Source organism: Streptomyces sp. NPDC048560, from assembly GCF_040650955.1.
Classification (GTDB): Bacteria; Actinomycetota; Actinomycetes; order Streptomycetales; family Streptomycetaceae; genus Streptomyces.
Map to the genome: position 1 here is coordinate 253,629 of NZ_JBEZIJ010000006.1, position 22,148 is coordinate 275,776.

A 22,148-nucleotide genomic window follows, 5' to 3' on the forward strand; every position below is an offset into this window, starting at 1 on the left:
GGTCGCACAAATGAAACCGCCGAGTAACGACTACTTATGTGTAGTCCTGTATAGAGACTCATTTTACGTCGCGCAGGGCCATTCCGCCCAGTGAGGTTCATCAAGACGTACGTCACACCCCCGGCGCATGGGCAACGCCCGGGACTGCGGGTACGGGGCCGGTGCGAGGACGGGGCCGAGGGTCAGCCGACGGCCACGCCGAAGACCATGCCGAGTCCGTACGTCAGCGCGGCGGCGGTGCCGCCGAGCACGAGCTGGCGCAGGCCGCTGAACCACCAGCTGCGGGCGGTGACCCTGGCCACCACGGCCCCGCAGCCGAAGAGACCGGCCAGGGCGAGCAGCACGGCGGGCCACAGCACGGTGGCGCCGAGCAGATAGGGCAGGACGGGCAGCAGCGCGCCGAGCGCGAAGGCGCCGAAGGACGAGACGGCGGCGACCAGCGGCGAGGGCAGGTCGCCGGGGTCGATCCCGAGCTCCTCGCGTGCGTGGATCTCCAGTGCCTGCTCGGGATCCGTGGACAGCTGCCGGGCGACCTCGTGGGCGAGGTCGGGGTCGACCCCGCGCGAGGTGTAGAGCGCGGCCAGCTCCGCCATCTCGTCCTTGGGGTGCTTACGCAGCTCGCGGCGCTCGACGTCCAGCTCGGCCTCGACGAGCTCGCGCTGCGAGGCGACGGATGTGTACTCGCCTGCCGCCATGGAGAACGCGCCCGCGGCCAGGCCCGCAAGACCGGTGATCACGATGGTCTGCTGCGAGACGGAGCCGCCCGCGACCCCGGTCATCAGCGCGAGGTTGGAGACCAGCCCGTCCATCGCGCCGAAGACGGCGGGACGCAGCCAGCCGCCGTTCACGTCGCGGTGGGTGTGGTTGTCGCGGTGCGCCTCGTGCAGGACGGCGTCGGTCTCGATGATGGACACAGCTCTCCCCTTCTCCCGAGGCGGATCTCTACGCTCCGGTCCCCCTCAACATCATCGAAAATACGCACGAAAAACGTCTCCCGCCAGCAAGGAAGGCCGTACTTACCTGCCTCCAGGGGCGGTTGGGACCCGTGCGACGCGGGGAGTCCGCGCTGTCATCCGTGTGGCCCTTTTGTTGCTCCGGGCGGCCTCCCCGGGGTCCTCGCGTGGGACAGATCGCTCAGGTGGTCCCACCGGTGGCCCCTCGGTGGCGCACCGACGGCCGGCCGGTACGAGCGAAGGGTCGACGCGATGGAACTGACGGCAGGCAACCCGGCCGAGCCGCAGGGAGGTGTGGGCGTCGAGGACCCACCACCGGTGCGGGCGGAGGCGGACGGCGGCGAGCCCCACCCCGCGGCGGTACGGGGCGACCGGGCCCGGGGCGCGCTGCTCGGCCTGGCGGTGGGCGACGCGCTGGGGGCACCGGCGGAGAACCTCCGCCCCTCGGAGATCCGCCGCCGCTGGGGCCGGATCGAGGGCTTCGTGAGCGAGGACCCGGCGGGCACGGACGACACGGAGTACGCGATCTTCTCGGGGCTCCTGCTCGCCCGGCACGGTTCGGCGCTGACCGTGGCCCATGTGGAGCGGGCCTGGCACCACTGGATCGCCGATCTCGACGAGGGGCCGTTCCGCGGGGCCGGATTCAGTGAGCGCGGCACGCTGGAGAACCTGCGCAGGGGCCTGGCCGCACCGATCTCGGCGCAGCACCGGCACGCCTGGAGCGACGGTCTCGCGATGCGGGCCGCCCCGTTCGGGGTCTTCGCGGCAGGGCGTCCCGCGGAAGCGGCCCGGCTGGTGGCCGTGGACGGCGGGGTGAGTCACGACGGGGAGGGCATCTACGGCGGGCAGGCGGTCGCGGCCGGAGTGGCGGCGGCGATGGTGGGCTCCGGACTCGCGTCCGTGATCGCCGCCGCGCTCTCCGTCGTGCCGATGGACTCCTGGACGGCCCGGTCGCTGCGGCGCGCGGTGTCGGCCGCGCAGCGCTCGTACCCCGACCGGCTGACGATGGAGCGTGCGGTGCGTTCCGCGGTGGTGATCGGCGGATATCCCTGGACGGATCTGGCGCCCGAGGCGGTGGGCCTGGCCTTCGGCGCGTTCACCGCGGCGCGGGGCGACTTCCGTACGTCGGTGCTGACGGCCGTCAACATGGGGCGCGACGCGGACACCACGGCCGCGGTGGCGGGAGCCCTGGCCGGGGCGCTGAACGGGGCGTCGGCGATCCCGCCGGAGTGGGGTGCGGCGATCGGACCGGTACGCGGCAGCTGCCTGCCCTCCATGCGGGGCTACCACGTGCTGGACATCGCGGAACTCCTGACGCCCGACGAGGCGCAGGAGGCGCAGGAGGCTCCCCGCGCGCATTCCTTCGGCACGACCAGGCCCACCGGCGAACAGGGAGCGGGACGATGACGACAGTTCAGCCGCCGGCTTCCGCCCGGCCGGCGCCCGTGGACGCCCTCCGGACGGGGAGCGCGCCGGACCGGCGGTCACGGATCGAGGGCCTGCTGCTCGGTCTCGCCGCCGGGGACGCGGCGGGCTGGCCCGCCGCGCGGCACCGGGCGGCCCGGATGCCGGAGTGGACCCGGCGGCTGACCCGCGAGCTCGACACCTTCGCCGAGCAGAACGCCACCACCACGCTCCCGGTCCCGATCGCCCTCAACCAGCCGCCCGAACCGCTCAGGCTGGGGCCGTCCGACGACGCCGAGTGGGCCGCCTTCGCGGCGCGTACGGTGCTGGCCGCCGCGGCCGACCGGGGGCTCGGGCTCTCCGGCGAACGCCGGATGCGCGATGCCATCGACCGGGCCTGGAACGCCCTGGCCGCGAAGGTCGCCGAGGCGGGCGCCCGCGCGGCCGAGGTCGAGGCGGCCGTACTTCCCCTGCGTGCCCGGATCTCCGTACGGGCCGGGCTCGGCAACCTCGCCGCGGGACTGCGCCCGCCCGCCACCGGCCATGACAACCCGCACTACTTCGACGACGCCGCCTGTGTGCGTGCCGCCGTCCTCGCGGTCGCCCATCCGGGCGACGCCGAAGCCGCCGCCGCCCTCGCCGAGTTCGACGCCCGCTACACCCAGGACGGTGACGGGGTGCACGGCGCGCGGGCCGTCGCCGCCGCGATCGCCGTGGCCCTCGCGGGGGCCGACGTCGACACCGCGGTGGACGCGGCCCTCGCCCAGCTCCCGGACGGTACGGAGATCGCCCGCAACGCCGCGCACGCCGTCCGGCTCGCCCGGGAGTTCGCCGGCGAACCGGCGGGCGCGTTCGCCCTGGTACCCGTGCTGGAGCACCAGATCGTCGACCACGTCTACAGCTACGGGATCGCCGCGGCCGAGACCGTGCCGGTCGCCCTGGCGCTGGCCACCGCGGCCAGGGGCGAGCTCGCGCAGGCGGTGCCGTCGGCGGCCTGCCTGTCCAGGGTCGCCGACTCCGCCCCCGCTCTCGCCGGGGCACTGACCGGAGCCCTCGGCGGCAGCGGCACCGTGCCCGCGGGCTGGAGGGAGGCGTGCCGCACGCTCGCGGGGTGCGCGCTCCCCCGTTTCGCCGGCACCGATCTCATCGAACTCGCCGGGCTCCTCGCAGACACGGAACCGGCCACCCCGGGTGGACAATTCCGACATGACGCCCACAACATCCATGACATCCACCGCACCCACCACCCTGACCCTCGATGAACGGATCACCGGCGCGCTGATCGGCGCCGCCGTCGGCGACGCCCTGGGCGGTCCGGTCGAGGGCTGGACCCCGGAGCAGATCAGCGAACGCCACGGCGGCCGGATCAACGGCGTCGTCGGCCCCTGGTACGGCGAGGACTGGCGGACCGCCCGCCCGATCGCCCCGTACCACAAGGGCGACGGGCACATCACCGACGACACCCTGATGACCCACGCGCTGGTACGGGTCTACGCCACCGTGCGCGACCACCTCGACGCGTACTCCGTCGCCGACCACCTCGTGCCCGACCTGATCTCCAGCCCCCGCTGGATCCCGGAGCTGGAGGCCGAGGCGCTCCCGCTCCAGCGGATCTTCCTCGCCGAGAAGTGGATCGTGGCGCGGCTGCACTACGGGCACGTCGACCCGCGCGAGGCCGGCTCGGGAAACATCGTCAACTGCGGGGCGGCGATGTACATGGCACCCGCCGGACTGGTCAACGCCGCCCACCCGGAGGCCGCGTACGCCGAGGCGCTGGACATCGCGGGCGCGCACCAGTCCTCGTACGGGAGGGAGGCGGCCGGAGTCTTCGCTGCGGCCGTCGCCGCCGCCTGCACCCCGGGCGCCACGCCCACCACCGTGGTCGACACCTGCCTGGCACTCGCCAAGGACGGCACCCGGGCCGCGATCGAGGCGGTGTGCGAGACCGCCGCCGGATACAGCGACTTCGAGGCGGCACTGACTCCCCTGCGCACCGCGGTCGCCCCGTTCGACACGGTGGGCCCCGACTACCGTGCCCCCTCGCTCGGTGCCCGCCGCCCATCCCGGCTGCACTCCATCGAGGAACTCCCGGTCGCCCTCGGCATGTTGCTGGTGGCCGGCGGCGACTTCCGGCACGCGGTCCTCGGCTCGGTCAACTACGGCCGCGACTGCGATTCCATCGCCACGATGAGCGGCGCGCTGGCGGGCGCGCTCCACGGCGAACAGGGCGTCCCCGCCGCCTGGGCCAAGACGGTCGCCGAGGCCAGCCGCCTCGATCTGCACGCCCCCGCCAGGACCCTGACCGAGGTCGCCCGGGAGATCTTCGAACGGGACACCGCTCGGCGCCGCGCGCACGAATCGGCGTTCGCGACCCTGGCCGGTACCCGGTGAACGTACGCCTGACCTGGGTTCAGCCCGAGGACCTGATCGGACACGAACTGCGCCAGGCCGCCCAGGACGGCCGGGACGCGCGGGACGTCGAGCGCCGCTGGTACGAGGCGGGCGGCGCCCCCGCCCCCGAGCGGGCCGGCGCCTCGGAACCTCCCGCGCCGCCCCGGCTGCGCGCACTCGCCGAGCGGCTGCTCGACGAACTGGCCGGGCTCGCCTCCCCCCTGGCCGACGACGAGCCGGCCTGTCTGGAGGAGATCCGGGCCGCCTGCCCGCGCTGGCCCGCCACCCGTACGGAGCCCGTCCTCGTCGAGCCCGACCGGCTGCACGCGGCCTGGCTCGGCCGGGCCGCGGGCTGCCTGCTCGGCAAGCCCGTCGAGAAGCTGCCGCTCGCGGGCATCCGCGCGCTGGCCGCCGCCGCCGGGAACTGGCCGCTCACCTCCTGGTTCACCGAGAAGGGCCTGCCGGCCGAGCTGCTGGCCGCGTACCCGTGGAACCGCCGGTCCGCCGCCACCTCCCTGGCGGAGAACATCGACGGGATGCCCGAGGACGACGACCTCAACTACCCTCTGCTCACCGTGCGGTTGCTGCAACGGAACGGACGCTCGTTCACCACGGCCGACGTGGGCCGGCTCTGGCTCGACGACGTCCCGGCGGGCCGGGTCTTCACCGCCGAACGGATCGCCTACCGCAATCTGCTCGACGGCATGGAGCCGCCCCGCACCGCCCGGCACCGCAACCCGTTCCGTGAGTGGATCGGCGCCCAGATCCGCGCCGACGTACACGGCTGGACCCACCCCGGTGACCCGGCCGCCGCCGCGGCGCAGGCCCACCGGGACGCCGTACTCACACACACGGCCAACGGGGTGTACGGGGCCATGTTCACGGCCGCGGCCCTCGCCGAGGCGGCCGGTGGCGAGACCGATGTGCACGGCTGCCTCGCCGTGGGCCTGCGGGTGGTGCCGCCCCGCTCCCGGTACGCGCGCGCGGTGCGCCTCGGCATCGAAACGGCGCTCTCGGAACCGGACTTCGACCAGGTCGTCGACCGGCTCCACGCCACGTACGGGGAAAGCCACCACTGGGTCCACGTCCTGCCCAACGCGGCTCTGCTGGCCGCTGCCCTCACGCACGCCGACGGGGACTTCACCCGCTCCATCGGGTGTGCGGTCTCCGGCGGCTGGGACACCGACTCGAACGGCGCCACGGCCGGTTCCCTCGCGGGCCTGCTGGCGGGACGGCCCACCGCACTCCCCGCCGACTGGACCGCCCCGCTGAAGAACCGCCTCGCCACGTCCGTCCCCGGTTTCGACTCCGTCGGCTTCGACACCCTCGCCGATCTGACCTACCAGGAGGTACTGCGCCCATGACCGGTATCGCGGTGCTCGGCAGCACCAACATGGACCTTGTCGCCTACGTCGCCCGCGCCCCCGCCCGCGGCGAGACGGTGACCGGCCGGGAGTTCCGGACGGTGCCCGGCGGAAAGGGCGCCAACCAGGCCGTCGCCGCCGCCCGGGCGGGCGGAGAGGTGGTGATGATCGGGGTGGTCGGCGACGACGTATACGGGCCCGCCCTGCGCTCCAATCTGGAGCACTCCGGGGTCCTCACCGATCTCCTGCACACCGCCGAGGGCCCCAGCGGCACCGCGCACATCGTCGTGGACGACGAGGGAGGCAACGCGATCGTGGTGATCCCCGGCGCCAACAGCACCATGACGGCGCTCGGCGCCGGGGAGACGGCCGCCATCGCCGCCGCCGACCTCCTGCTCCTCCAGCTCGAACTCCCGCTGTCCGCCGTGGTGGAGGGCGCCCGGACGGCCCGCGCCCAGGGGGTGCGGACGATCCTCACCCCGTCCCCCGTACAACTGCTGCCGGACGAACTGCTCGACTGCGTCGACCTGTTGATCCCCAACGAGCACGAGGCGGCCGCCCTCACCGGGGTGTCCGACCCGCAGGCGGCGGCCGCCGTCCTGCTCCGCCACGTCCCGGAGGTCGTCATCACCCTCGGCGCGAAGGGCTGCCTGTACGCGTCCCGGGACAACGCGCCCATCCTCTTCCCCGCCCCCACCGTCACGGCGGTCGACACGACCGGCGCAGGGGACACCTTCGTCGGCACCCTGGCCGTGGCTCTCGGCGAGGGCAGGCCCGTACCGGAGGCCCTGGCCTGGGCATCCGCGGCCGCCGCGCTCTGCGTACAGAAGGCCGGCGCCTCCACCTCCATGCCGTACCGCAGCGAGATCGATGCCGCATGAACACATCCACGACCACTCCCCTCGCCGGTCTGCGCGTCCTGGACCTGGCCACCCTCTTCGCGGGCCCGCTCGCGGCCACGATGCTCGGCGACTTCGGCGCCGAGGTGATCAAGGTCGAGCATCCCCGCAAGCCCGATCCCTCGCGCGGGCACGGTCCAGCGAAGGACGGCATCGGCCTGTGGTGGAAGGTGCTCGGCCGCAACAAGCGCAACCTGACCCTCGACCTGTCCAGCCCCGGCGGCCGTGACGTCCTGCTGAAGCTGGCGGCGGAGGCCGACGTCGTCATCGAGAACTTCAGGCCCGGCACCCTGGAGCGCTGGGGCATCGGCCCGGCGGAACTCCACGCGGTGAACCCCCGCCTGGTGCTGGCGAGAGTCACCGGCTTCGGCCAGTACGGCCCCTACTCCCACCGCCCCGGCTTCGGCACGCTGGCCGAGGCCATGAGCGGCTTCGCGGCGATCACCGGCGAACCGGACGGCCCGCCGACCCTGCCGCCGTTCGGCCTCGCCGACTCGATCGCCGCGCTCGCCACCGCCTACGCGGTGATGACGGCGCTGGCCGGCCGGGACCGCACGGGGCAGGGGCAGGTCGTCGACATGGCGATCATCGAGCCGATCCTGATGGTACTGGGCCCGCAGCCGCTCTGGTACGACCAGCTCGGCTACGTACAGGAGCGCACCGGAAACCGCTCCCGCAACAACGCGCCGCGCAACACGTACCGCACGTCCGACGGCCACTGGGTGGCGGTCTCCACCTCGGCCCAGTCGGTCGCCGAACGGGTGATGCGCCTGGTCGGCCGCCCGGAACTGATCGACGAGCCGTGGTTCGCCGCCGGGACGACCCGGGCGGAGCACACCGAAGAGCTCGACGAGGCGGTCGGCAACTGGATCGCGCGGCACACCCGCGAGGAGGCGGTCTCGGAGTTCGAGAAGGCGGAGGCCGCGATCGCCCCGATCCATGACGTACGGGACGTGATGGAGGATCCGCAGTACCGGGCCCTCGACTCCATCACCGAGGTCGACGATCCGGAACTGGGCCCGCTGCGGATGCAGAACGTCCTGTTCCGCCTGTCGGAGACCCCCGGTTCGATCCGCTGGGCGGGCCGCCCCCACGGAGCGGACACCGAGGAGATCCTCGGCGAGCTCGGCCTCTGCGCACCGGAGATCGCGGCCCTGCGTTCGGAGGGCGCCCTGTGACCGCTGCGGTGCCCCTGACCTGGCTGTACGTGCCCGGGGACCGGCCGGGGGTGGTGAACAAGGCGCTCTGCTCGGGCGCGGACGTGGTGATCGTCGACCTGGAGGACGCGGTCGCACCGGAGCGGAAGGAGTACGCGCGGGCGGCCACCGCCGAGCTCCTCACCGAACCGGCGGCGCCCGGCGCGGTGCCGGTCCATGTCCGGGTGCACGGCGAGGACGACGTACGGGTCCTGGCAGGGCTGCCGGGCCTCTCCGGGCTCCGGCTCCCCAAGATCACTCATGCCGCGAGCGTCCACCGTCTGGCGGCGCTGGCGCCGGGCGTCCCGCTCTATCCCCTCCTGGAGTCGGCTCTCGCCGTCGAGCACGCCTACAGCATCGCCTCCGCCCATCACGACGTACGGGGCGTCGCGCTGGGCGAGGCGGACCTCCGGGCGGACCTGGGGGTACGGGACGACACCGGCCTCGACTGGTCCCGCAGCCGGATCGTGGTCGCCGCGCGGGCGGCCGGGCTCGCCCCGCCCGTCCAGTCGGTGTTCGCCGACGTCCGGGACCTGGACGGGCTGTGGTCCTCCTGCGGCCGGGGCCGGTCCCTGGGACTGTGGGGCCGGGCGGCGATCCATCCGCGCCAGCTGCCCGTCATCGAGCGGGCCTTCCGGCCCACGGCGCAGGAGATCGAGTCCGCCGAGGAGATCATGGCTGCGTCCCTGGTGGAGGCGGGTGCGCAGGCGCTGCCGGACGGAAGGTTCGTGGACGCGGCGGTGGTCGCCTCGGCACGGCGGACGCTGTCGCTGGCCGGGCGGGCATGAAAAACGCCGGACGGGCTTGATGATCAAGCCCGTCCGGCGATGGGGACAGCGTGTGCGTCCGGGAGCGGTCAGCTCTTGTCGGCGGTCTCCGGAGCACCGTTCGTCTCGGGCTCACCCGTGTCGTCGGCGGTGTCGTTGACGGCCTGGGGGCCGTCCGTGGCCTCGGTGGCCTTCCCGGCGTCACCGGCGTCCGTGTCGGTGGCCTCGGCGTCGTCGCCTTCGCCGTCCTTGGACGGGACCGCCTTGTCCGCGGCCTGCGGATCGGGCTCGACGATCTCCTCGCGGCCCGGCCGCACCTTCGCCGAGATCACGATGTAGGCCACGGCGAGCACGAAGACGACGATCGCGGTCCACACGTTGAGCCGGAGTCCCAGCACGTGGTGGGCCTCGTCGACCCGCAGGTACTCGATCCAGGCACGTCCCGTGCAGTAGGCCGCGACGTACAGCGCGAACGCCCGCCCGTGTCCGAGCTTGAACCGGCGGTCGGCCCAGATGACCAGCAGCGCGACGCCGATGCACCAGAGCGACTCGTACAGGAAGGTCGGGTGGTAGGTGCCCGCGACCCGGTTCGGGCCCTCGCTGATCTCCAGTGCCCACGGCACGTCGGTCGGCTTGCCGTAGAGCTCCTGGTTGAACCAGTTGCCCCAGCGGCCGATGGCCTGGGCGAGGGCGATACCGGGTGCGAGCGCGTCGGCCCAGGCGGGCAGCGGGATTCCGCGGCGGCGGCAGCCGATCCAGGCGCCGACCGCGCCGAGCGCGATCGCGCCCCAGATACCGAGGCCGCCTTCCCAGATCTTGAAGGCGTCGACCCAGTTCTCACCGTCGCTGAAGTACAGCTGGTAGTCGGTGATGACGTGGTAGAGCCTGCCGCCGACAAGTCCGAAGGGCACGGCCCAGACGGCGATGTCGGCGACTGTGCCGGCTCTGCCGCCGCGGGCGACCCAGCGCTTGTTGCCGAACCAGACGGCGACGAAGACACCGATGATGATGCAGAACGCGTAGCCGCGCAGGGGGATCGGGCCGAGATCGATCACACCGGTCGACGGGCTGGGAATGAAGGCAAGGTTCATGACGGGGTCGACGCTACCCTGCCGAGAGGGACGTACGGCAAGCCGTCCGGCAACTTCTGGGTAACGAGGCGGCCCGCACGGCCCCCCGCGCCCCCGTCAGGAGGCCGAAGGCGTCGGCGTGACCTGCGCGGGTTTCTTGCCCTTGTTGGCCTCGGCGACCCACTTCTTGAGGTTCGCGTCGGAGATCTGCTGCCCGTCCTTGGTGGGGAAGATCGACTCCCCGTTGAGCAGCGCGGTCGGCGTGCCCTGGAATCCGCCCTCGCGGAAGGCCGTGTCGGACTTCTCGACCCAGGTGTCGTGCTTCCCGCTCTCCACACAGCTGCGGAAGCCCGGCGTGTCGAGGCCCTCGACCTTGCCGGCCAGTTCGATCAGCTTGCTGTTCTTGCTGAAGGCGTCGTCCGACTCGGCGGGCTGATTGGCGAAGAGCACGTCGTGGTATTCGGGGAACTTGCCGGCATCCTGCGCGCAGGCCGCCGCGTTGGCGGCGCGCAGCGATCCGCTGCCCCCGAGGTTTCCGTCGATGATCGTGGCGAGGTGGTACTCGACCTTGATCTGGCCGCTGCTCTGCAGCTCGTGGATCGTCTTGCGGAAGGCGTTCTCGAACTGGGCGCAGACGGGGCAGCGGAAGTCCTCCCAGATCGTGAGCGTGGACGGTGCGCCGTCCGCGCCGACCTGGAGGGCGAGGCTGTCCTTGCCGGTCGCGCCCGACGGTGCGACCGCGGGCCCGGCGTCGCTGCCGGAGTCGTCCTTGCCCGCGTTGGCGGCGATCAGCCCGACCACGGCGGCCAGCCCCAGCACCCCCACCACCGCGCCGGCGACGATCAGCGTGCGGCGGCGGCGCTCGCGCGCCTTCTCCCGCTCACGCTGCTGGACGAGCCGGTCGCGCGCGGCCCTGCTTCCTTCACGGTTCTTGTCGCTCACACCCGCAGCAACGAACCGGGGAGGCACGCGCGTGCCTCCCCGGTCCATGTCCACCCGTACGGGTTACACCCGGTGTCAGCGCTTTCGAACGCCTTCGGCCAGTTCGCCCGCCAATGCGCGGACCGCTTCGAGACCGGCGGCCTCGTCGGGGGCGTCCAGCATCCGCTGGACGAAGGCCGAGCCGACGATCACGCCGTCCGCGAAGCCGGCGACCTCCCGGGCCTGCTCGGCGTTGGAGACGCCGAGGCCCACACAGACCGGCAGGTCGGTGGTGGCGCGGGTGCGCCGCACCAGGTCCTGGGCCTGCTCGCCGACCGACGCGCGGGTGCCGGTGACGCCCATGAGCGAGGCGGCGTAGACGAAGCCGGAGCCCGCCGCGGTGATGGTGGCGAGGCGCTTGTCCTGGCTGCTCGGCGCGACGACGAACACGGTCGCCAGGCCGTGCTTCGCCGCGTGCTCGCGCCACACCGCGGACTCCTGGACCGGCAGGTCGGGCAGGATGCACCCGGCTCCGCCCGCCTCGGCGAGCTCGGTCGTGAAGCGTTCGATGCCGTACCGGTCGATGGGGTTCCAGTACGTCATGACGAGGACCGGGACGCCGGTCGCCTCGTACGCCTCACGGACCGTGCGCATCACGTCGGCGATCCTGACGCCGCCGCGCAGCGCGATGTCGTCGGCGGTCTGGATGACCGGTCCGTCGAGCACCGGGTCGCTGTGCGGGAGGCCGATCTCGACGACGTCCGCACCGCCGGCGACGACCGCCTTGACCGCGGCGATGCCTCCGTCGACGGTCGGGAATCCGGCGGGCAGGTACGCGATGAGCGCCGCCCGGTCCTCGGACCTGGCCTTCGCCAGGGTCACGCCGAGCAGTTCCGTGTTTCCGCTGTGCCCGCTCACTTCTCCCCCTCCGTGTCGTACAGCCCGAAGTACCGCGCCGCCGTGTCCATGTCCTTGTCGCCCCGGCCGGAGAGGTTGATCAGGATCAGCCCGTCCGTGCCGAGTTCCTTGCCGAGGTCCAGGGCCCCCGCGAGCGCGTGGGCGCTCTCGATGGCCGGGATGATGCCCTCGGTGCGGGAGAGGAGGCGCAGCGCCTGCATGGCGGCGTCGTCGGTGACCGCGCGGTACTCGCCGCGGCCCAGGTCCTTCAGATAGGCGTGCTCGGGGCCGATGCCCGGGTAGTCGAGTCCGGCCGAGATGGAGTACGGCTCGGTGATCTGGCCCTCGTCGTCCTGGAGGACGTAGGACCGGGAGCCGTGCAGGATTCCGGGCTCGCCCGCGGTCAGCGTCGCCGCGTGCTCACCGGTCTCCATACCGTGTCCGGCCGGCTCGCAGCCGACCAGGCGGACCTTCGCGTCCGGGATGAAGGCGTGGAAGAGGCCGATGGCGTTGGAGCCGCCGCCGACGCAGGCGACCGCGGCGTCGGGCAGGCGGCCGGCCCGCTCCAGGATCTGGCGCCTGGCCTCGACACCGATCACCCGGTGGAAGTCGCGCACCATCGCCGGGAACGGGTGCGGGCCCGCGACGGTGCCGAAGAGGTAGTGCGTGCGGTCCACGTTGGCGACCCAGTCGCGGAACGCCTCGTTGATGGCGTCCTTGAGGGTCCTGGAGCCGGACGTCACCGCGATGACCTCGGCGCCGAGCATCCGCATCCGCGCCACGTTCAGCGCCTGCCGCTCGGTGTCGATCTCGCCCATGTAGATGGTGCATTCGAGGCCGAAGAGCGCGCAGGCGGTCGCGGTCGCGACGCCGTGCTGGCCCGCGCCCGTCTCGGCGATGACCCTGGTCTTGCCCATGCGCTTGGTGAGCAGCGCCTGGCCCAGCACGTTGTTGATCTTGTGCGAGCCGGTGTGGTTGAGGTCCTCGCGCTTGAGGAAGACCCGTGCGCCCCCCGCGTGCTCGGCGAAGCGCGGAACCTCGGTGAGCGCGCTCGGCCGGCCGGTGTAGTTCACCATCAGCTCGTTGAGTTCGGCGGCGAACTTGGGGTCGCTCTTCGCCTTGTCGTACTCGACGGCGACCTCGTCCACGGCCGCGACGAGCGCCTCCGGGATGAACTTGCCACCGAACGCGCCGAAATAGCCCTCGGCGCTGGGGATCAGACCCTCGGGGTCCGGAATGAAGAAGTCGGACGACATGCGACATGCTCCTCGACATTGCAACGGGTGGTGTCACCGTATGCGCCGTGAGCGGAGCGCCACGCCTGCCGCGGTGCGGTCGGGGCGGTGCGGTCGTGGGTGTCCCTCGTGTGCCACGAGGGGTGACGGCCGGGGCTCGCTACGGCGCGGACCCCGTGCGCCATCGCATCCCGTTGACCTGTCCCGGCTCGTCGCCGATGACGTACCGCACGCGCCGGCCGTGCACACGCCGGGCGGGGGCGCGGCAGCCGCGTGGGCGGCAGCCGCGCGCCAGCGGCGCGTGCGGTACCCGGGCCGTCGCCCCGGCGGGGCGCAGGCCCGGCCGGACGCGGCGGACGGGACGGTCGGCGGACATCGAGCGGGTCAGCTCCGTCCGTGCCGCAGTGCCGGATGGGCACCCGCGGCGACCAGGTCGGCGACGGCGGCCCGCGGGTCGCGGCCGGTGACCAGGGACTCGCCCACGAGCACGGCGTCGGCGCCCGCGTTGGCGTACGCGATCAGGTCGTGCGGCCCGCGGACTCCGGACTCGGCGATCTTCACGATGTGGCCGGGGATCTCCGGGGCGACGCGGTCGAAGGTCGAGCGGTCGACCTTGAGGTCCTTGAGGTTGCGCGCGTTGACACCGATGATCTTCGCTCCGGCGTCGACGGCGCGCTCCGCCTCATCCTCGTCGTGGACCTCGACGAGCGGCGTCAGGCCGATCGACTCGGCGCGCTCGATCAGCGAGACCAGGGCCTCCTGGTCGAGGGCGGCGACGATCAGCAGCACGAGGTCGGCGCCGTAGGCGCGGGCTTCCCACAGCTGGTACGAGGTGACGATGAAGTCCTTGCGGAGGATCGGGATGTCGACCTTCGCGCGGACGGCCTCCAGGTCCGCGAGCGAACCGCCGAAGCGGCGCTGCTCGGTGAGGACGGAGATGACGGCCGCGCCGCCCGCCTCGTAGTCCGCGGCGAGCGCGGCAGGGTCGGCGATCGCGGCGAGGGCCCCCTTGGAGGGGCTGGAGCGCTTGACCTCGCAGATGACGTTCACGCCTTCGCCGCGCAGTGCGGCGACCCCGTCCTTCGCCGCGGGAGCGCGTGCCACGCGCTCCTTGAGCTCGTCGAGGCTGACGCGCGCCTGCCGCTCCGCGAGGTCGGCGCGAACGCCTTCGATGATCTCGTCGAGCACACTCACGCGAGCGGCCCCCTTCCGGAACGGTGATGACGGTGATGAGAGAACAGGATCAGCCATACCGATGGTATCCGCAGGACGCCGTGGAGCTGGCATCGTGTCGGCGCGCGTCCCACTACCTGGGCATTCACGGTGCCAGCGCCGATCCGAACGGCAGGTTCCGGACGACCGCGAAGACCAGCAGAAGGCCGCCGAGACCCCACCAGTAGACCGGGGCGAGCGTGATGCGCAGCCGCTCCCCCCGGCTCGCGCGGACCGTCCACAGGGCCCAGACCGCGGCGAACACGACGTAGCCGACGACGGCGAACGCGTTCGAGCCGAGTGCGGTGGCGAGGTCACCGTGTGCGAAGGCGTGGGCGCTGCGCAGTCCGCCGCAGCCGGGACAGAGCACCCCGGTGAGCTGGAGCAGCGGGCAGACCGGGTAGTGGCCCGGCTCGTTCGGGTCGACCGTGCCGACGTAGGCGAAGGCTCCGACGACGGCGGCCATCACGCCGACGGGCGTGGCGAGCAGCCGGAGCCGGGAGGCGGGCACCGGGGCGGGGACGAAGGCGGGTGCGTGCGGCGGCGGCCCGGGCTGCGGCCGGTCGGCTTCTTGTGCTGGCGAGGGGTCCACCCGGTGATTGTCCCCGCTCATACGGAAAGGCGCAGCCCGGGCCGGGCTGCGCCTCGCGCGGTGTCCTGCCGGTGGTGGCCGGAGGTCAGGAGGTCTGGGCCTGTCCCGCCCGCGCCCTGGCCTGCGCCAGCTCGTCCGACTCCTTCGGCATACCGAGACCGGCGGCCCTCATGGCGAGACCGACGATCCCGCCGATGACGACGACGGCGATGCCGGCCCAGAAGCCGAGCGGGTTGGCCGCGACCATGAAGACGCCTGCGACACAGAAGCCGATGAACGCGATGATGACACCGGTCCAGGCGGCCGGGGTGTGTCCGTGGCTGGTGCCCGCCATGAGTTGCTCCTCGTTGGTGTTGCGCTGAAGGTATCGCTGTGCGGAAAGCTCGGTCCCATTGTCCCGTACGTGCGGGTGGGACATGAGCTGGGGGGTCATGCGCCGCGCGTCGGGTCCTCGCCGCGGTCCAGGGCCTTCCACAGGTCCTCGGGCCGGTCGGGGTCCGGTGCGGCGGGTGCCGCCTTGCGGGGCCGGGGGGTGCCGTCGCGCTCGTACCGTCCCGACATCGTGGGCCAGCGGCTTCCGTAGCGCAGGGCGAGCAGCCCGGCGAGGAGGATCAGCAGCCCGCCGACGGCCGTGACGTAGGGCCAGGCGGTGTGGGTCAGGGCGTCGATGGTGGCCGAGGTGTTGCCGGTGGTCTGCGCGGCCTTCTCGTCGAGTGCCGCGCTGTCCGACGCGCCGAGCACGGAGCTCAGGCCGGCGCCGAGGCCGCTGAGGGCGAGGAGCCCCGCGACGAGGGCGCGGCTGCCGCCCCGGACGGCGAACACGGCGACCAGGGCGGCCAGCGCGACGATGGCGAGGGCGGCCGGGAGGCCGGTGACGTCCTGGCCGTCGGCCGTCAGTGGCAGGGTCCCGCCGCCGACGGCGGCCTCGCCGCCCGCCCACGTCTGTCCTGACGCGAGCAGTACGACGGTCGAGCCTGCCGCTCCGAGGAGCAGGGCGGCGGCCAGGCTCCGGCGGCTTCCCGCACTGTCGGGCGCGGTGGCGGCTGGGGCACGGGTCTGGGGTACGGGCACGGCACTCACGTACTCCACTATCCCTTACGTCCTCAGAGGGCGTGGAGGCGGTTGGCCGTGTGGACCGCGCGGAGGACGGCGGCGGCCTTGTTGCGGCATTCGGTGTCCTCGGCCACGGGGTCGGAGTCGGCGACGACGCCCGCCCCTGCCTGGACGTACGCGGTGCCGTCGCGCAGGAGGGCGGTGCGGATGGCGATCGCGGTGTCCGAGTCGCCGGCGAAGTCGAGATAGCCGACGCAGCCCCCGTACAGACCGCGCCGGGTCGGTTCCAGCTCCTCGATGATCTGCATCGCCCGCGGCTTGGGCGCGCCGGAGAGGGTGCCCGCGGGGAAGCAGGCGGTGAGGACGTCGAACGCGGTGCGGTCCTCGGCGACGCGGCCGGTGACGGTGGAGACGATGTGCATCACGTGCGAGTACCGCTCGACGGACATGAAGTCGACGACCTCCACGCTGCCGGGTTCGCAGACCCGCCCCAGGTCGTTGCGGCCGAGGTCGACGAGCATCAGGTGCTCGGCGCGCTCCTTCGGGTCGGCGAGGAGCTCGTCCGCGAGCGCCTGGTCCTCCTGCGGGGTGGCCCCGCGGTGCCGGGTGCCCGCGATGGGATGGACCATGGCGCGCCCGTCCTCGACCTTGACCAGGGCTTCCGGGCTGGAGCCGACGACGTCGAAGCCGTCGAAGCGGAAGAGATACATGTACGGCGAGGGGTTGGTGGCGCGCAGCACGCGGTAGACGTCCAGGGCGCTCGCCGTGCACGGCGTCTCGAAGCGCTGGGAGGGCACTACCTGGAAGGCCTCGCCGGCCCGGATGCGCTCCTTGATGTCGTCGACCGCGTCCTGGTAGGCCGGGCCGCCCCAGAGGGCGGTGTACGGCGGGAGCTCGGAGGGCGGGAGCGTGGCGGGGGCGTTCTCGACGGGGCGGCGCAGGTCCTGCTCCATGGCGTCGAGCCTGGCCACGGCGTCCGTGTAGGCCTCGTCCGCACCGGTCTGCAGGTCGTTGTGGTTGATCGCGTTGGCGATCAGCAGGACCGTGCCGTCCCAGTGGTCGAGGACGGCGAGGTCCGAGGTGAGCAGCATCGTGAGCTCGGGGAGCTTCAGGTCGTCGCCGCCGTGCTCCTCGATCCGTTCCAGCCGGCGCACGATGTCGTAGCCGAGGTAGCCGACCATGCCGCCGGTGAACGGTGGCAGCTTCTCGTCGTGGGCCAGGTCGCGCGGGGTGTGGAGGGTCTCGATGGTGACGCGCAGCGCGTGCAGCGGGTCCCCGTCGACGGGGACTCCGACGGGCGGGGTGCCGAGCCAGTGGGCCTGCCCGTCGCGGGCGGTCAGGGTGGCGGCGCTGCGGACGCCGATGAAGGAGTAGCGGGACCAGGTCCGGCCGTTCTCCGCGGATTCGAGGAGGAAGGTGCCGGTGCGTTCGGCCGCGAGTTTGCGGTAGAGCCCGACCGGGGTGTCCCCGTCCGCGAGGAGCCGGCGGCTGACGGGGATGACGCGCCGGTCGACGGCCAGCTTGCGGAAGGTCTCAAGATCCATGGCCGGTGACCTTACTGCGCGAGGGGGAGGACGTCGGCGTCGAAACAGGTGCGGTCGCCCGTGTGGCAGGCGGCGCCGGTCTGGTCCACCCGGACGAGGACGGTGTCAGCGTCGCAGTCGAGGGCGACGGACTTGACCAGCTGGATGTGGCCGGAGGTGTCGCCCTTCACCCAGTACTCCTGCCGGCTGCGCGACCAGTAGGTGCAGCGGCCCGTGGTGAGGGTGCGGTGCAGCGCCTCGTCGTCCATCCAGCCGAGCATCAGTACCTCGCCCGTGTCGTATTGCTGGGCGATGGCCGGGACCAGTCCGTCGGCTCCGCGCTTGAGGCGGGCGGCGATGGCGGGGTCGAGGCTGCTGGCGGGCGACGGCGTGCCGGGCGTGGGCGTGCTGCTCATGTGCCCCATTGTGCCGTGACGGGGAGGGACGTCCGGGCGTGCGTCCACTGGGCGGACCGTGGTGCCCGGTCGTACGCTGGCGGATATGTCGACCCATGCGAAACGTGAACGTCTTCTGTTCGCCGACCTGTTGGAGGCGGCGGGTCCCGACGCGCCGACTCTCTGCGAGGGCTGGCGCACCCGTGACCTGGCCGCCCATGTGGTGGTGCGCGAGCGCCGTCCGGACGCGGCGGGCGGGGTAGTGGTGGGAGCGCTCAGGAACCGGCTGGAGCGGGTGCAGGCCGAGTTCACCGCGAAGCCGTACGAGGAGCTGATCCAGCTCATCCGTACGGGTCCCCCGCGTATGTCCCCGTTCGCCATCAAGCAGCTGGACGAGGCGGCCAACACCGTCGAGTTCTACGTCCACGCGGAGGATGTCCGCCGGGCGCAGCCGGACTGGTCGCCGCGCGAGGTGGACCCAATCTTCGCCGATGTGCTGTGGTCACGCCTCGAACGCACGGCTCGGCTGGTGGGCCGCAGGTCCCCGGTCGGTCTGGTGCTGCGCCGCCCGGACGGCCAGACGGCCGTCGCCCACAAGGGATCGCCGGTGGTGACGGTCACCGGCGAGCCTGGAGAGCTGCTGATGTACGTGTTCGGTCGCCAGGACAGCGCGAAGGTGGGGCTGGAGGGCGACGAGGCCACGGTGGCCAGGCTGCAGCTGTCGCAGCTCGGCATGTAGGGCGGAGCCCCCGTCCCGGGGCGGTGCTCCGGGACGGGGGCGGTGCGCGCGCTACCGCGCGAGGAACTCCGTGCGGTTCCTGCGCGCGACCGGCTCCGGCCCGCGCGATCCCAGCCACCCCAGCAGGAAGCCGGCCGGGATCGTCACCAGGCCCGGCGTCTGGAGCGGGAACACGTGGAAGTCCGACTCGGGGAAGAGGGCCACGGGCGTCCCCGAGACGGCGGGCGACAACGCCATCAGGACGACGATCAGCGGCAGCGTCCCGTACACGATCCAGCGCACCCCGCGGGCGGTGAAACCGGGCCGGAAGAGGGCGTACAGCAGCACGGGCGGCAGGATCGAGGCCGCGGCGGCGAAGGAGAGCGAGAGCAGCACCTGGGGGTTGCGGTCCTGCGTGTACGTGGACGCCAGGACACCGAGCGCGCCGATCGCCACAACGGTCCAGCGGGCCAGACGGATCTCTCTGCGCGACGCCTTCCCGGCGCCCTGGGCACCGGAGCGTACGGCGAAGTCACGGGCGAGGGACGAGGCGGCGGCCAGGGTGATGCCGGCGACGGCGGCCAGGGTGGTGGCGAAGGCGGCGCAGGCGACGAGGGCGAACAGCGGGCTGTGCCGGGGTCCGTCGGCGCCCGGGTCGAGTGCACCGGTGACCAGGAGCAGGGAGGTGTTGCCCGTCGGGTGGGCGGCGCGCAGGACCTCGTGCCCGAGCAGGGCCGAGGCACCGAGTCCGACGATGACGATCCCGGTGCACAGCAGGGCGACCGGGCCCACGGACCAGACGGTGGCGCGGCGTGCGGTGTAGGCGTCCTTCAGCGGATACAGCCGCATCATGATGTGCGGCATACAGGCGGCGCCGAGCACGAGCGTGCACTGGAAGCCGATGAGGTCGAGGCCGCCGGCGACGCCGTGGCCGAACTGGAGCCCGGGCAGTGCGTAGTCCCGCCCCTGACCGCTGCCGTTCCGCGCCGCCTCGAAGAGCGCGAACGGGGACCAGCCGTACCGGGAGAGCACCAGACCCGCGAGCAGGGTGACTGCGGCCAGGACGACGCCGACCTTGAGGATCTGGATGTACCCGGTGCCCCGCATCCCGCCGAACGCCGAGTAGCAGACCATCAGGGCGCCACTGGCGACGGTGCAGCCGGTGAGGGCGCCGTCGGGCAGCCCGAACATCGCGGTCATGACGTGTCCCGCGGTGGTGAGCTGCACCAGCAGGAGCGGCACGAGGACGACGAGGGTGGTGACGCCGAGTGCCCGGCGCACGGAACGGTCGCCGAGCCGGTCGGCCAGGAAGTCGCCGAGGGTGAACACGCCTTTGCGGCGCATCCGTTCGGCGAGTACGCGCATGACGAGGACCAGCGAGGCGACGGTCGCGAGGGCGAACAGCACGCCGTCGAAACCGGCGAGGGCGACGGAGCCGGTGGTGGAGAGCAGGGTGGCGGCGGAGATGTAGTCCCCGGCGATGGCGAGCCCGCCGCCCACGGGGCCGAGCGCCGCGCCGCCGCCCGCGTAGAAGTGCTCGGGGTCGTCCTGGTCGGCGGCTGCCAGCCCGCACAGGAGCAGGGACACGGCGACGAACCCGAGGAAGATGACGACGGCGAGTGACCGTGCGTCGAAGTCGCCGCTCATCGGGGGACCTCCGGTGCCGGAGGTGGTGGTGTGGACATGCCGGTCACGGCATCAGGTGACCGGGGCCGGGTACAGCGGCCGGCGCGCGGCGGGGGCGTGGGGACAGGGCACCGGGGAGAGGTCTGTGCGGGGGCACATGCGGTGTGGGGACGCGGGAGTCGTGCGGACACGCGGGGGGGGGCGTACGGGCACAGGGCCGGTGAGGACGCGGGGGGACACGCGGGGCACAGGGCGGGTGAGGACGCGGGGGGCTGTGACAGCACACGCGGGGGCAGGGATGCGGAAGTCGTGCAGGAACACACGCGGGCGGGAACGCGGTATCCGTGCCCGCACACGCGGGCACGGACGTGGAGCGGAGGCCGTGCCCGCACACGCGGGCACCGACGTGGAGCGGAGGCCGTGCCCGCACACGCGCGCGTCAGGAACGCGGGAACCGTGCGGTGGTGGCGATGGCGGGCGGGGCCGGGGGCCCGGTCCCGCCCGCCCCTCCCTTGCTCAGGCGCCCAGCAGGCGGCGGGCCGCCAGCGCCAGGGACACCTCCACCGCGTCGGAGGGCCGGGTCAGGCACCGGCCCGTCAGCTGCTCGAAGCGCCGCAGACGGTTGAGCACCGTGTTGCGGTGGCAGTACAGCCGCGCCCCCGCCCGCTGGGCCGAACCGTCGGAGTCGAGCCACGCGGTGAGCGTCTCGATCAGCACGTCGCGGTCCGTGGGGTCGAGGCGGTCGAGCGGCCCCAGCACCCGGGCGGCCAGCGCCTTGCCGAGGCCCGGGGAGGACACGACGAGCGCGGTCGGCAGATGCTCGTCGAGCAGGACGACACCGCCCGAGGACGGGCAGGAGCGCAGTGCCGTCTCGGCGAGCCTGCGGGCGTCGCCGAGCGCGGCGAGTCCGCCGACCACGGAGCTGATGCCCACCCGGGTCCCCGGCGCCGCCGTCAACGCGGCCGCGAGACAGGCGAGTTCCTCCTGGCCGGGGGCAGCGGCAGCCTCGCCCTCCGCCTGTCCGTGCTCCCCTGCCTCCGGAGCGGCGGGCTCCGCGGTCAGCGGCAGGATCGCGAACTCCGCGTCCTGGCCCGGATGCCAGAGAACGTCCGTACCGTCGGGCAGGCTCACGGGCTGCTCGCCCGCGCCGTGCGGGGCACGGCGGGCGGCGGCGACCGCGAGCACCGCGTAACGGCCGTCCGGCGCGAGCCCGAGCGCCGCCGCCGCGTCCGGCAGGTCCGCGATCCGGGCGGTGCCGTCGAGCAGGGCGGCCGTCATCAGCCGCTGCTGGTTCTCGCGCCGCCAGACCAGCCGGCGTTCGGCCTGCCGATAGGCGTCCGCGACGACGGCGCAGTGCTCGTCGACGAAGTTCCAGACGTCGGCGGCGACATGGACGAGCAGCCGGATGTCCTCGGGGTTGCGCCGCGCCGTCTCGTCGACGAGGTCCTGCCAGACCATCGCGCCGCCCATCCGGAAGGCGTGCAGCACCGCGTCCAGCGGCACGCCCTGCTTGGCGCGGGACTCGCCGATCCACCGGGAGGTCCGGTGGGCGGCGTCCCGGTACTCGCGGGGCTGGATCAGCGAGCCGACGTTGTGCCGCAGCGAGTGGTGCACCTCCTGCCACACCTCGGCCGGTTCGTTCTCGATGGCCGTGCGGTAGGCCGGCTCCTGTTCCCGGAGCGCCTCGACGAGCCGGTCCGTGAGCTCGGGGAGGCCCGCGATGAGCACCCGGGCGGCCCGGTGCAGTGCGGCGATGGCCTCGCGGTCGGCCAGCGATCGGAAGCGGTGCGGCAACGGCGCTACGGGGGGCGGCCCGTGCAGCGCCCTGATCCGTGAACGTACGACCTGTGGCATGGCGGCCTCCACCGGGAATCGGCCGGCTCGTGGAGATACCGGCTCCGGCGCACCCGGCCCGGCCTTGGGCACGAGCAC

General features: G+C 73.1%; 22 protein-coding genes. 8 read left to right on the forward strand and 14 right to left on the reverse strand.

The annotated features are described in order from the left end of the window. Positions 1–182: 182 nt before the first annotated feature. The gene (locus tag AB0C82_RS18320; protein ID WP_362842682.1) at positions 183–914 is read right to left on the reverse strand and encodes a VIT1/CCC1 transporter family protein; all 732 of its coding nucleotides are present in this window, start codon (positions 912–914) and stop codon (positions 183–185) included. A gap of 291 nt (positions 915–1,205) precedes the next feature. Between AB0C82_RS18320 and AB0C82_RS18325 the strand changes: the two genes are divergently transcribed. Genes AB0C82_RS18325 through AB0C82_RS18355 form a run of 7 tightly spaced genes read left to right on the forward strand, consistent with a single transcriptional unit; the run spans position 1,206 to position 8,995 of the window. Further along, positions 1,206–2,360, forward strand: a complete 1,155-nt coding sequence (locus AB0C82_RS18325) for an ADP-ribosylglycohydrolase family protein (protein ID WP_362842685.1) — start codon at positions 1,206–1,208, stop codon at positions 2,358–2,360. Then, on the forward strand, positions 2,357–3,619 hold the full coding sequence (locus AB0C82_RS18330; RefSeq protein WP_362842688.1) for an ADP-ribosylglycohydrolase family protein: 1,263 nt from the start codon (positions 2,357–2,359) through the stop codon (positions 3,617–3,619). The genes AB0C82_RS18325 and AB0C82_RS18330 overlap by 4 nt, the downstream gene beginning before the upstream one ends. Next, positions 3,564–4,748, forward strand: coding sequence for an ADP-ribosylglycohydrolase family protein (locus AB0C82_RS18335; RefSeq protein WP_362842691.1), 1,185 nt, complete (start codon positions 3,564–3,566; stop codon positions 4,746–4,748). The genes AB0C82_RS18330 and AB0C82_RS18335 overlap by 56 nt, the downstream gene beginning before the upstream one ends. Then, complete coding sequence (locus AB0C82_RS18340; protein ID WP_362842693.1) at positions 4,745–6,112, forward strand: ADP-ribosylglycohydrolase family protein; 1,368 nt, start codon at positions 4,745–4,747, stop codon at positions 6,110–6,112. The genes AB0C82_RS18335 and AB0C82_RS18340 overlap by 4 nt, the downstream gene beginning before the upstream one ends. Beyond that, positions 6,109–6,993, forward strand: coding sequence for a ribokinase (gene rbsK / locus AB0C82_RS18345; RefSeq protein WP_362842696.1), 885 nt, complete (start codon positions 6,109–6,111; stop codon positions 6,991–6,993). Before AB0C82_RS18340 ends, rbsK begins: the two co-directional genes overlap by 4 nt. Continuing rightward, positions 6,990–8,189, forward strand: coding sequence for a CoA transferase (locus AB0C82_RS18350; protein ID WP_362842699.1), 1,200 nt, complete (start codon positions 6,990–6,992; stop codon positions 8,187–8,189). Before rbsK ends, AB0C82_RS18350 begins: the two co-directional genes overlap by 4 nt. Continuing rightward, positions 8,186–8,995: a CoA ester lyase gene (locus AB0C82_RS18355; protein ID WP_362842702.1), complete on the forward strand. Its 810-nt coding sequence runs from the start codon at positions 8,186–8,188 to the stop codon at positions 8,993–8,995. Before AB0C82_RS18350 ends, AB0C82_RS18355 begins: the two co-directional genes overlap by 4 nt. A 68-nt stretch (positions 8,996–9,063) precedes the next feature. Here the strand turns inward: AB0C82_RS18355 and lgt are convergent, their stop codons facing one another. From lgt to hisI, 11 genes are all read right to left on the reverse strand, one after another. Further along, positions 9,064–10,065: a prolipoprotein diacylglyceryl transferase gene (gene lgt, locus AB0C82_RS18360; RefSeq protein WP_362842704.1), complete on the reverse strand. Its 1,002-nt coding sequence runs from the start codon at positions 10,063–10,065 to the stop codon at positions 9,064–9,066. Between the two features lie 96 nt (positions 10,066–10,161). After that, complete coding sequence (locus AB0C82_RS18365; RefSeq protein ID WP_362842707.1) at positions 10,162–10,986, reverse strand: thioredoxin domain-containing protein; 825 nt, start codon at positions 10,984–10,986, stop codon at positions 10,162–10,164. A 75-nt stretch (positions 10,987–11,061) separates the two neighbouring features. Then, complete coding sequence (gene trpA, locus AB0C82_RS18370) at positions 11,062–11,883, reverse strand: tryptophan synthase subunit alpha (protein WP_362842709.1); 822 nt, start codon at positions 11,881–11,883, stop codon at positions 11,062–11,064. Next, a complete protein-coding gene (gene trpB, locus AB0C82_RS18375) occupies positions 11,880–13,118 on the reverse strand; it encodes a tryptophan synthase subunit beta (RefSeq protein WP_362842712.1) in 1,239 nt (412 codons plus the stop codon). The genes trpA and trpB overlap by 4 nt, the downstream gene beginning before the upstream one ends. Positions 13,119–13,257: 139 nt before the next feature. Further along, positions 13,258–13,473: a tryptophan synthase subunit(beta) gene (locus AB0C82_RS18380; RefSeq protein ID WP_362842715.1), complete on the reverse strand. Its 216-nt coding sequence runs from the start codon at positions 13,471–13,473 to the stop codon at positions 13,258–13,260. A gap of 8 nt (positions 13,474–13,481) precedes the next feature. Continuing rightward, entirely contained in the window at positions 13,482–14,291 is an 810-nt protein-coding gene (gene trpC, locus AB0C82_RS18385; RefSeq protein ID WP_362842718.1) for an indole-3-glycerol phosphate synthase TrpC, read from the reverse strand. A 124-nt stretch (positions 14,292–14,415) separates the two neighbouring features. Beyond that, on the reverse strand, positions 14,416–14,820 hold the full coding sequence (locus AB0C82_RS18390; protein WP_362843161.1) for a DUF2752 domain-containing protein: 405 nt from the start codon (positions 14,818–14,820) through the stop codon (positions 14,416–14,418). Positions 14,821–14,986: 166 nt separating this feature from the next. Beyond that, positions 14,987–15,235: an HGxxPAAW family protein gene (locus tag AB0C82_RS18395; RefSeq protein ID WP_362843164.1), complete on the reverse strand. Its 249-nt coding sequence runs from the start codon at positions 15,233–15,235 to the stop codon at positions 14,987–14,989. Positions 15,236–15,330: 95 nt separating this feature from the next. Then, on the reverse strand, positions 15,331–15,990 hold the full coding sequence (locus tag AB0C82_RS18400; protein WP_362842722.1) for a TIGR02234 family membrane protein: 660 nt from the start codon (positions 15,988–15,990) through the stop codon (positions 15,331–15,333). 14 nt (positions 15,991–16,004) lie between these two features. Beyond that, positions 16,005–17,498 carry an anthranilate synthase component I gene (locus AB0C82_RS18405; protein WP_362842725.1) on the reverse strand — a complete coding sequence of 498 codons (1,494 nt, stop codon included), beginning with the start codon at positions 17,496–17,498 and terminating at the stop codon, positions 16,005–16,007. An 11-nt stretch (positions 17,499–17,509) separates the two neighbouring features. Then, entirely contained in the window at positions 17,510–17,893 is a 384-nt protein-coding gene (gene hisI, locus AB0C82_RS18410; RefSeq protein ID WP_362842727.1) for a phosphoribosyl-AMP cyclohydrolase, read from the reverse strand. A gap of 85 nt (positions 17,894–17,978) precedes the next feature. On the opposite strand from hisI, the gene AB0C82_RS18415 reads away from it, so the two are divergent. Beyond that, positions 17,979–18,611 (forward strand): TIGR03085 family metal-binding protein, encoded by a 633-nt coding sequence (locus tag AB0C82_RS18415; protein WP_362842730.1) that lies wholly within the window; start codon positions 17,979–17,981, stop codon positions 18,609–18,611. A 51-nt stretch (positions 18,612–18,662) separates the two neighbouring features. Here the strand turns inward: AB0C82_RS18415 and AB0C82_RS18420 are convergent, their stop codons facing one another. Both AB0C82_RS18420 and AB0C82_RS18425 read right to left on the reverse strand, forming a co-directional pair. Continuing rightward, entirely contained in the window at positions 18,663–20,237 is a 1,575-nt protein-coding gene (locus AB0C82_RS18420) for a cation acetate symporter (RefSeq protein ID WP_362842732.1), read from the reverse strand. A 495-nt stretch (positions 20,238–20,732) separates the two neighbouring features. Continuing rightward, positions 20,733–22,070 (reverse strand): helix-turn-helix domain-containing protein, encoded by a 1,338-nt coding sequence (locus AB0C82_RS18425; RefSeq protein WP_362842734.1) that lies wholly within the window; start codon positions 22,068–22,070, stop codon positions 20,733–20,735. Between the last annotated feature and the right edge of the window lie 78 nt (positions 22,071–22,148).

Excerpts from the sequence above, each read along its gene's own strand:
- AB0C82_RS18335 (WP_362842691.1), top strand. The coding sequence starts at position 3,564 with ATGACGCCCACAACATCCATGACATCCACCGCACCCACCACCCTGACC.
- AB0C82_RS18325 (WP_362842685.1), top strand. The coding sequence starts at position 1,206 with ATGGAACTGACGGCAGGCAACCCGGCCGAGCCGCAGGGAGGTGTGGGC.
- AB0C82_RS18350 (WP_362842699.1), top strand. The coding sequence starts at position 6,990 with ATGAACACATCCACGACCACTCCCCTCGCCGGTCTGCGCGTCCTGGAC.
- AB0C82_RS18380 (WP_362842715.1), bottom strand. The coding sequence starts at position 13,473 with ATGTCCGCCGACCGTCCCGTCCGCCGCGTCCGGCCGGGCCTGCGCCCC.
- AB0C82_RS18415 (WP_362842730.1), top strand. The coding sequence starts at position 17,979 with ATGTCGACCCATGCGAAACGTGAACGTCTTCTGTTCGCCGACCTGTTG.
- AB0C82_RS18405 (WP_362842725.1), bottom strand. The coding sequence starts at position 17,498 with ATGGATCTTGAGACCTTCCGCAAGCTGGCCGTCGACCGGCGCGTCATC.
- rbsK (WP_362842696.1), top strand. The coding sequence starts at position 6,109 with ATGACCGGTATCGCGGTGCTCGGCAGCACCAACATGGACCTTGTCGCC.
- hisI (WP_362842727.1), bottom strand. The coding sequence starts at position 17,893 with ATGAGCAGCACGCCCACGCCCGGCACGCCGTCGCCCGCCAGCAGCCTC.
- AB0C82_RS18330 (WP_362842688.1), top strand. The coding sequence starts at position 2,357 with ATGACGACAGTTCAGCCGCCGGCTTCCGCCCGGCCGGCGCCCGTGGAC.
- AB0C82_RS18420 (WP_362842732.1), bottom strand. The coding sequence starts at position 20,237 with ATGAGCGGCGACTTCGACGCACGGTCACTCGCCGTCGTCATCTTCCTC.
- trpB (WP_362842712.1), bottom strand. The coding sequence starts at position 13,118 with ATGTCGTCCGACTTCTTCATTCCGGACCCCGAGGGTCTGATCCCCAGC.
- lgt (WP_362842704.1), bottom strand. The coding sequence starts at position 10,065 with ATGAACCTTGCCTTCATTCCCAGCCCGTCGACCGGTGTGATCGATCTC.
- AB0C82_RS18425 (WP_362842734.1), bottom strand. The coding sequence starts at position 22,070 with ATGCCACAGGTCGTACGTTCACGGATCAGGGCGCTGCACGGGCCGCCC.
- AB0C82_RS18395 (WP_362843164.1), bottom strand. The coding sequence starts at position 15,235 with ATGGCGGGCACCAGCCACGGACACACCCCGGCCGCCTGGACCGGTGTC.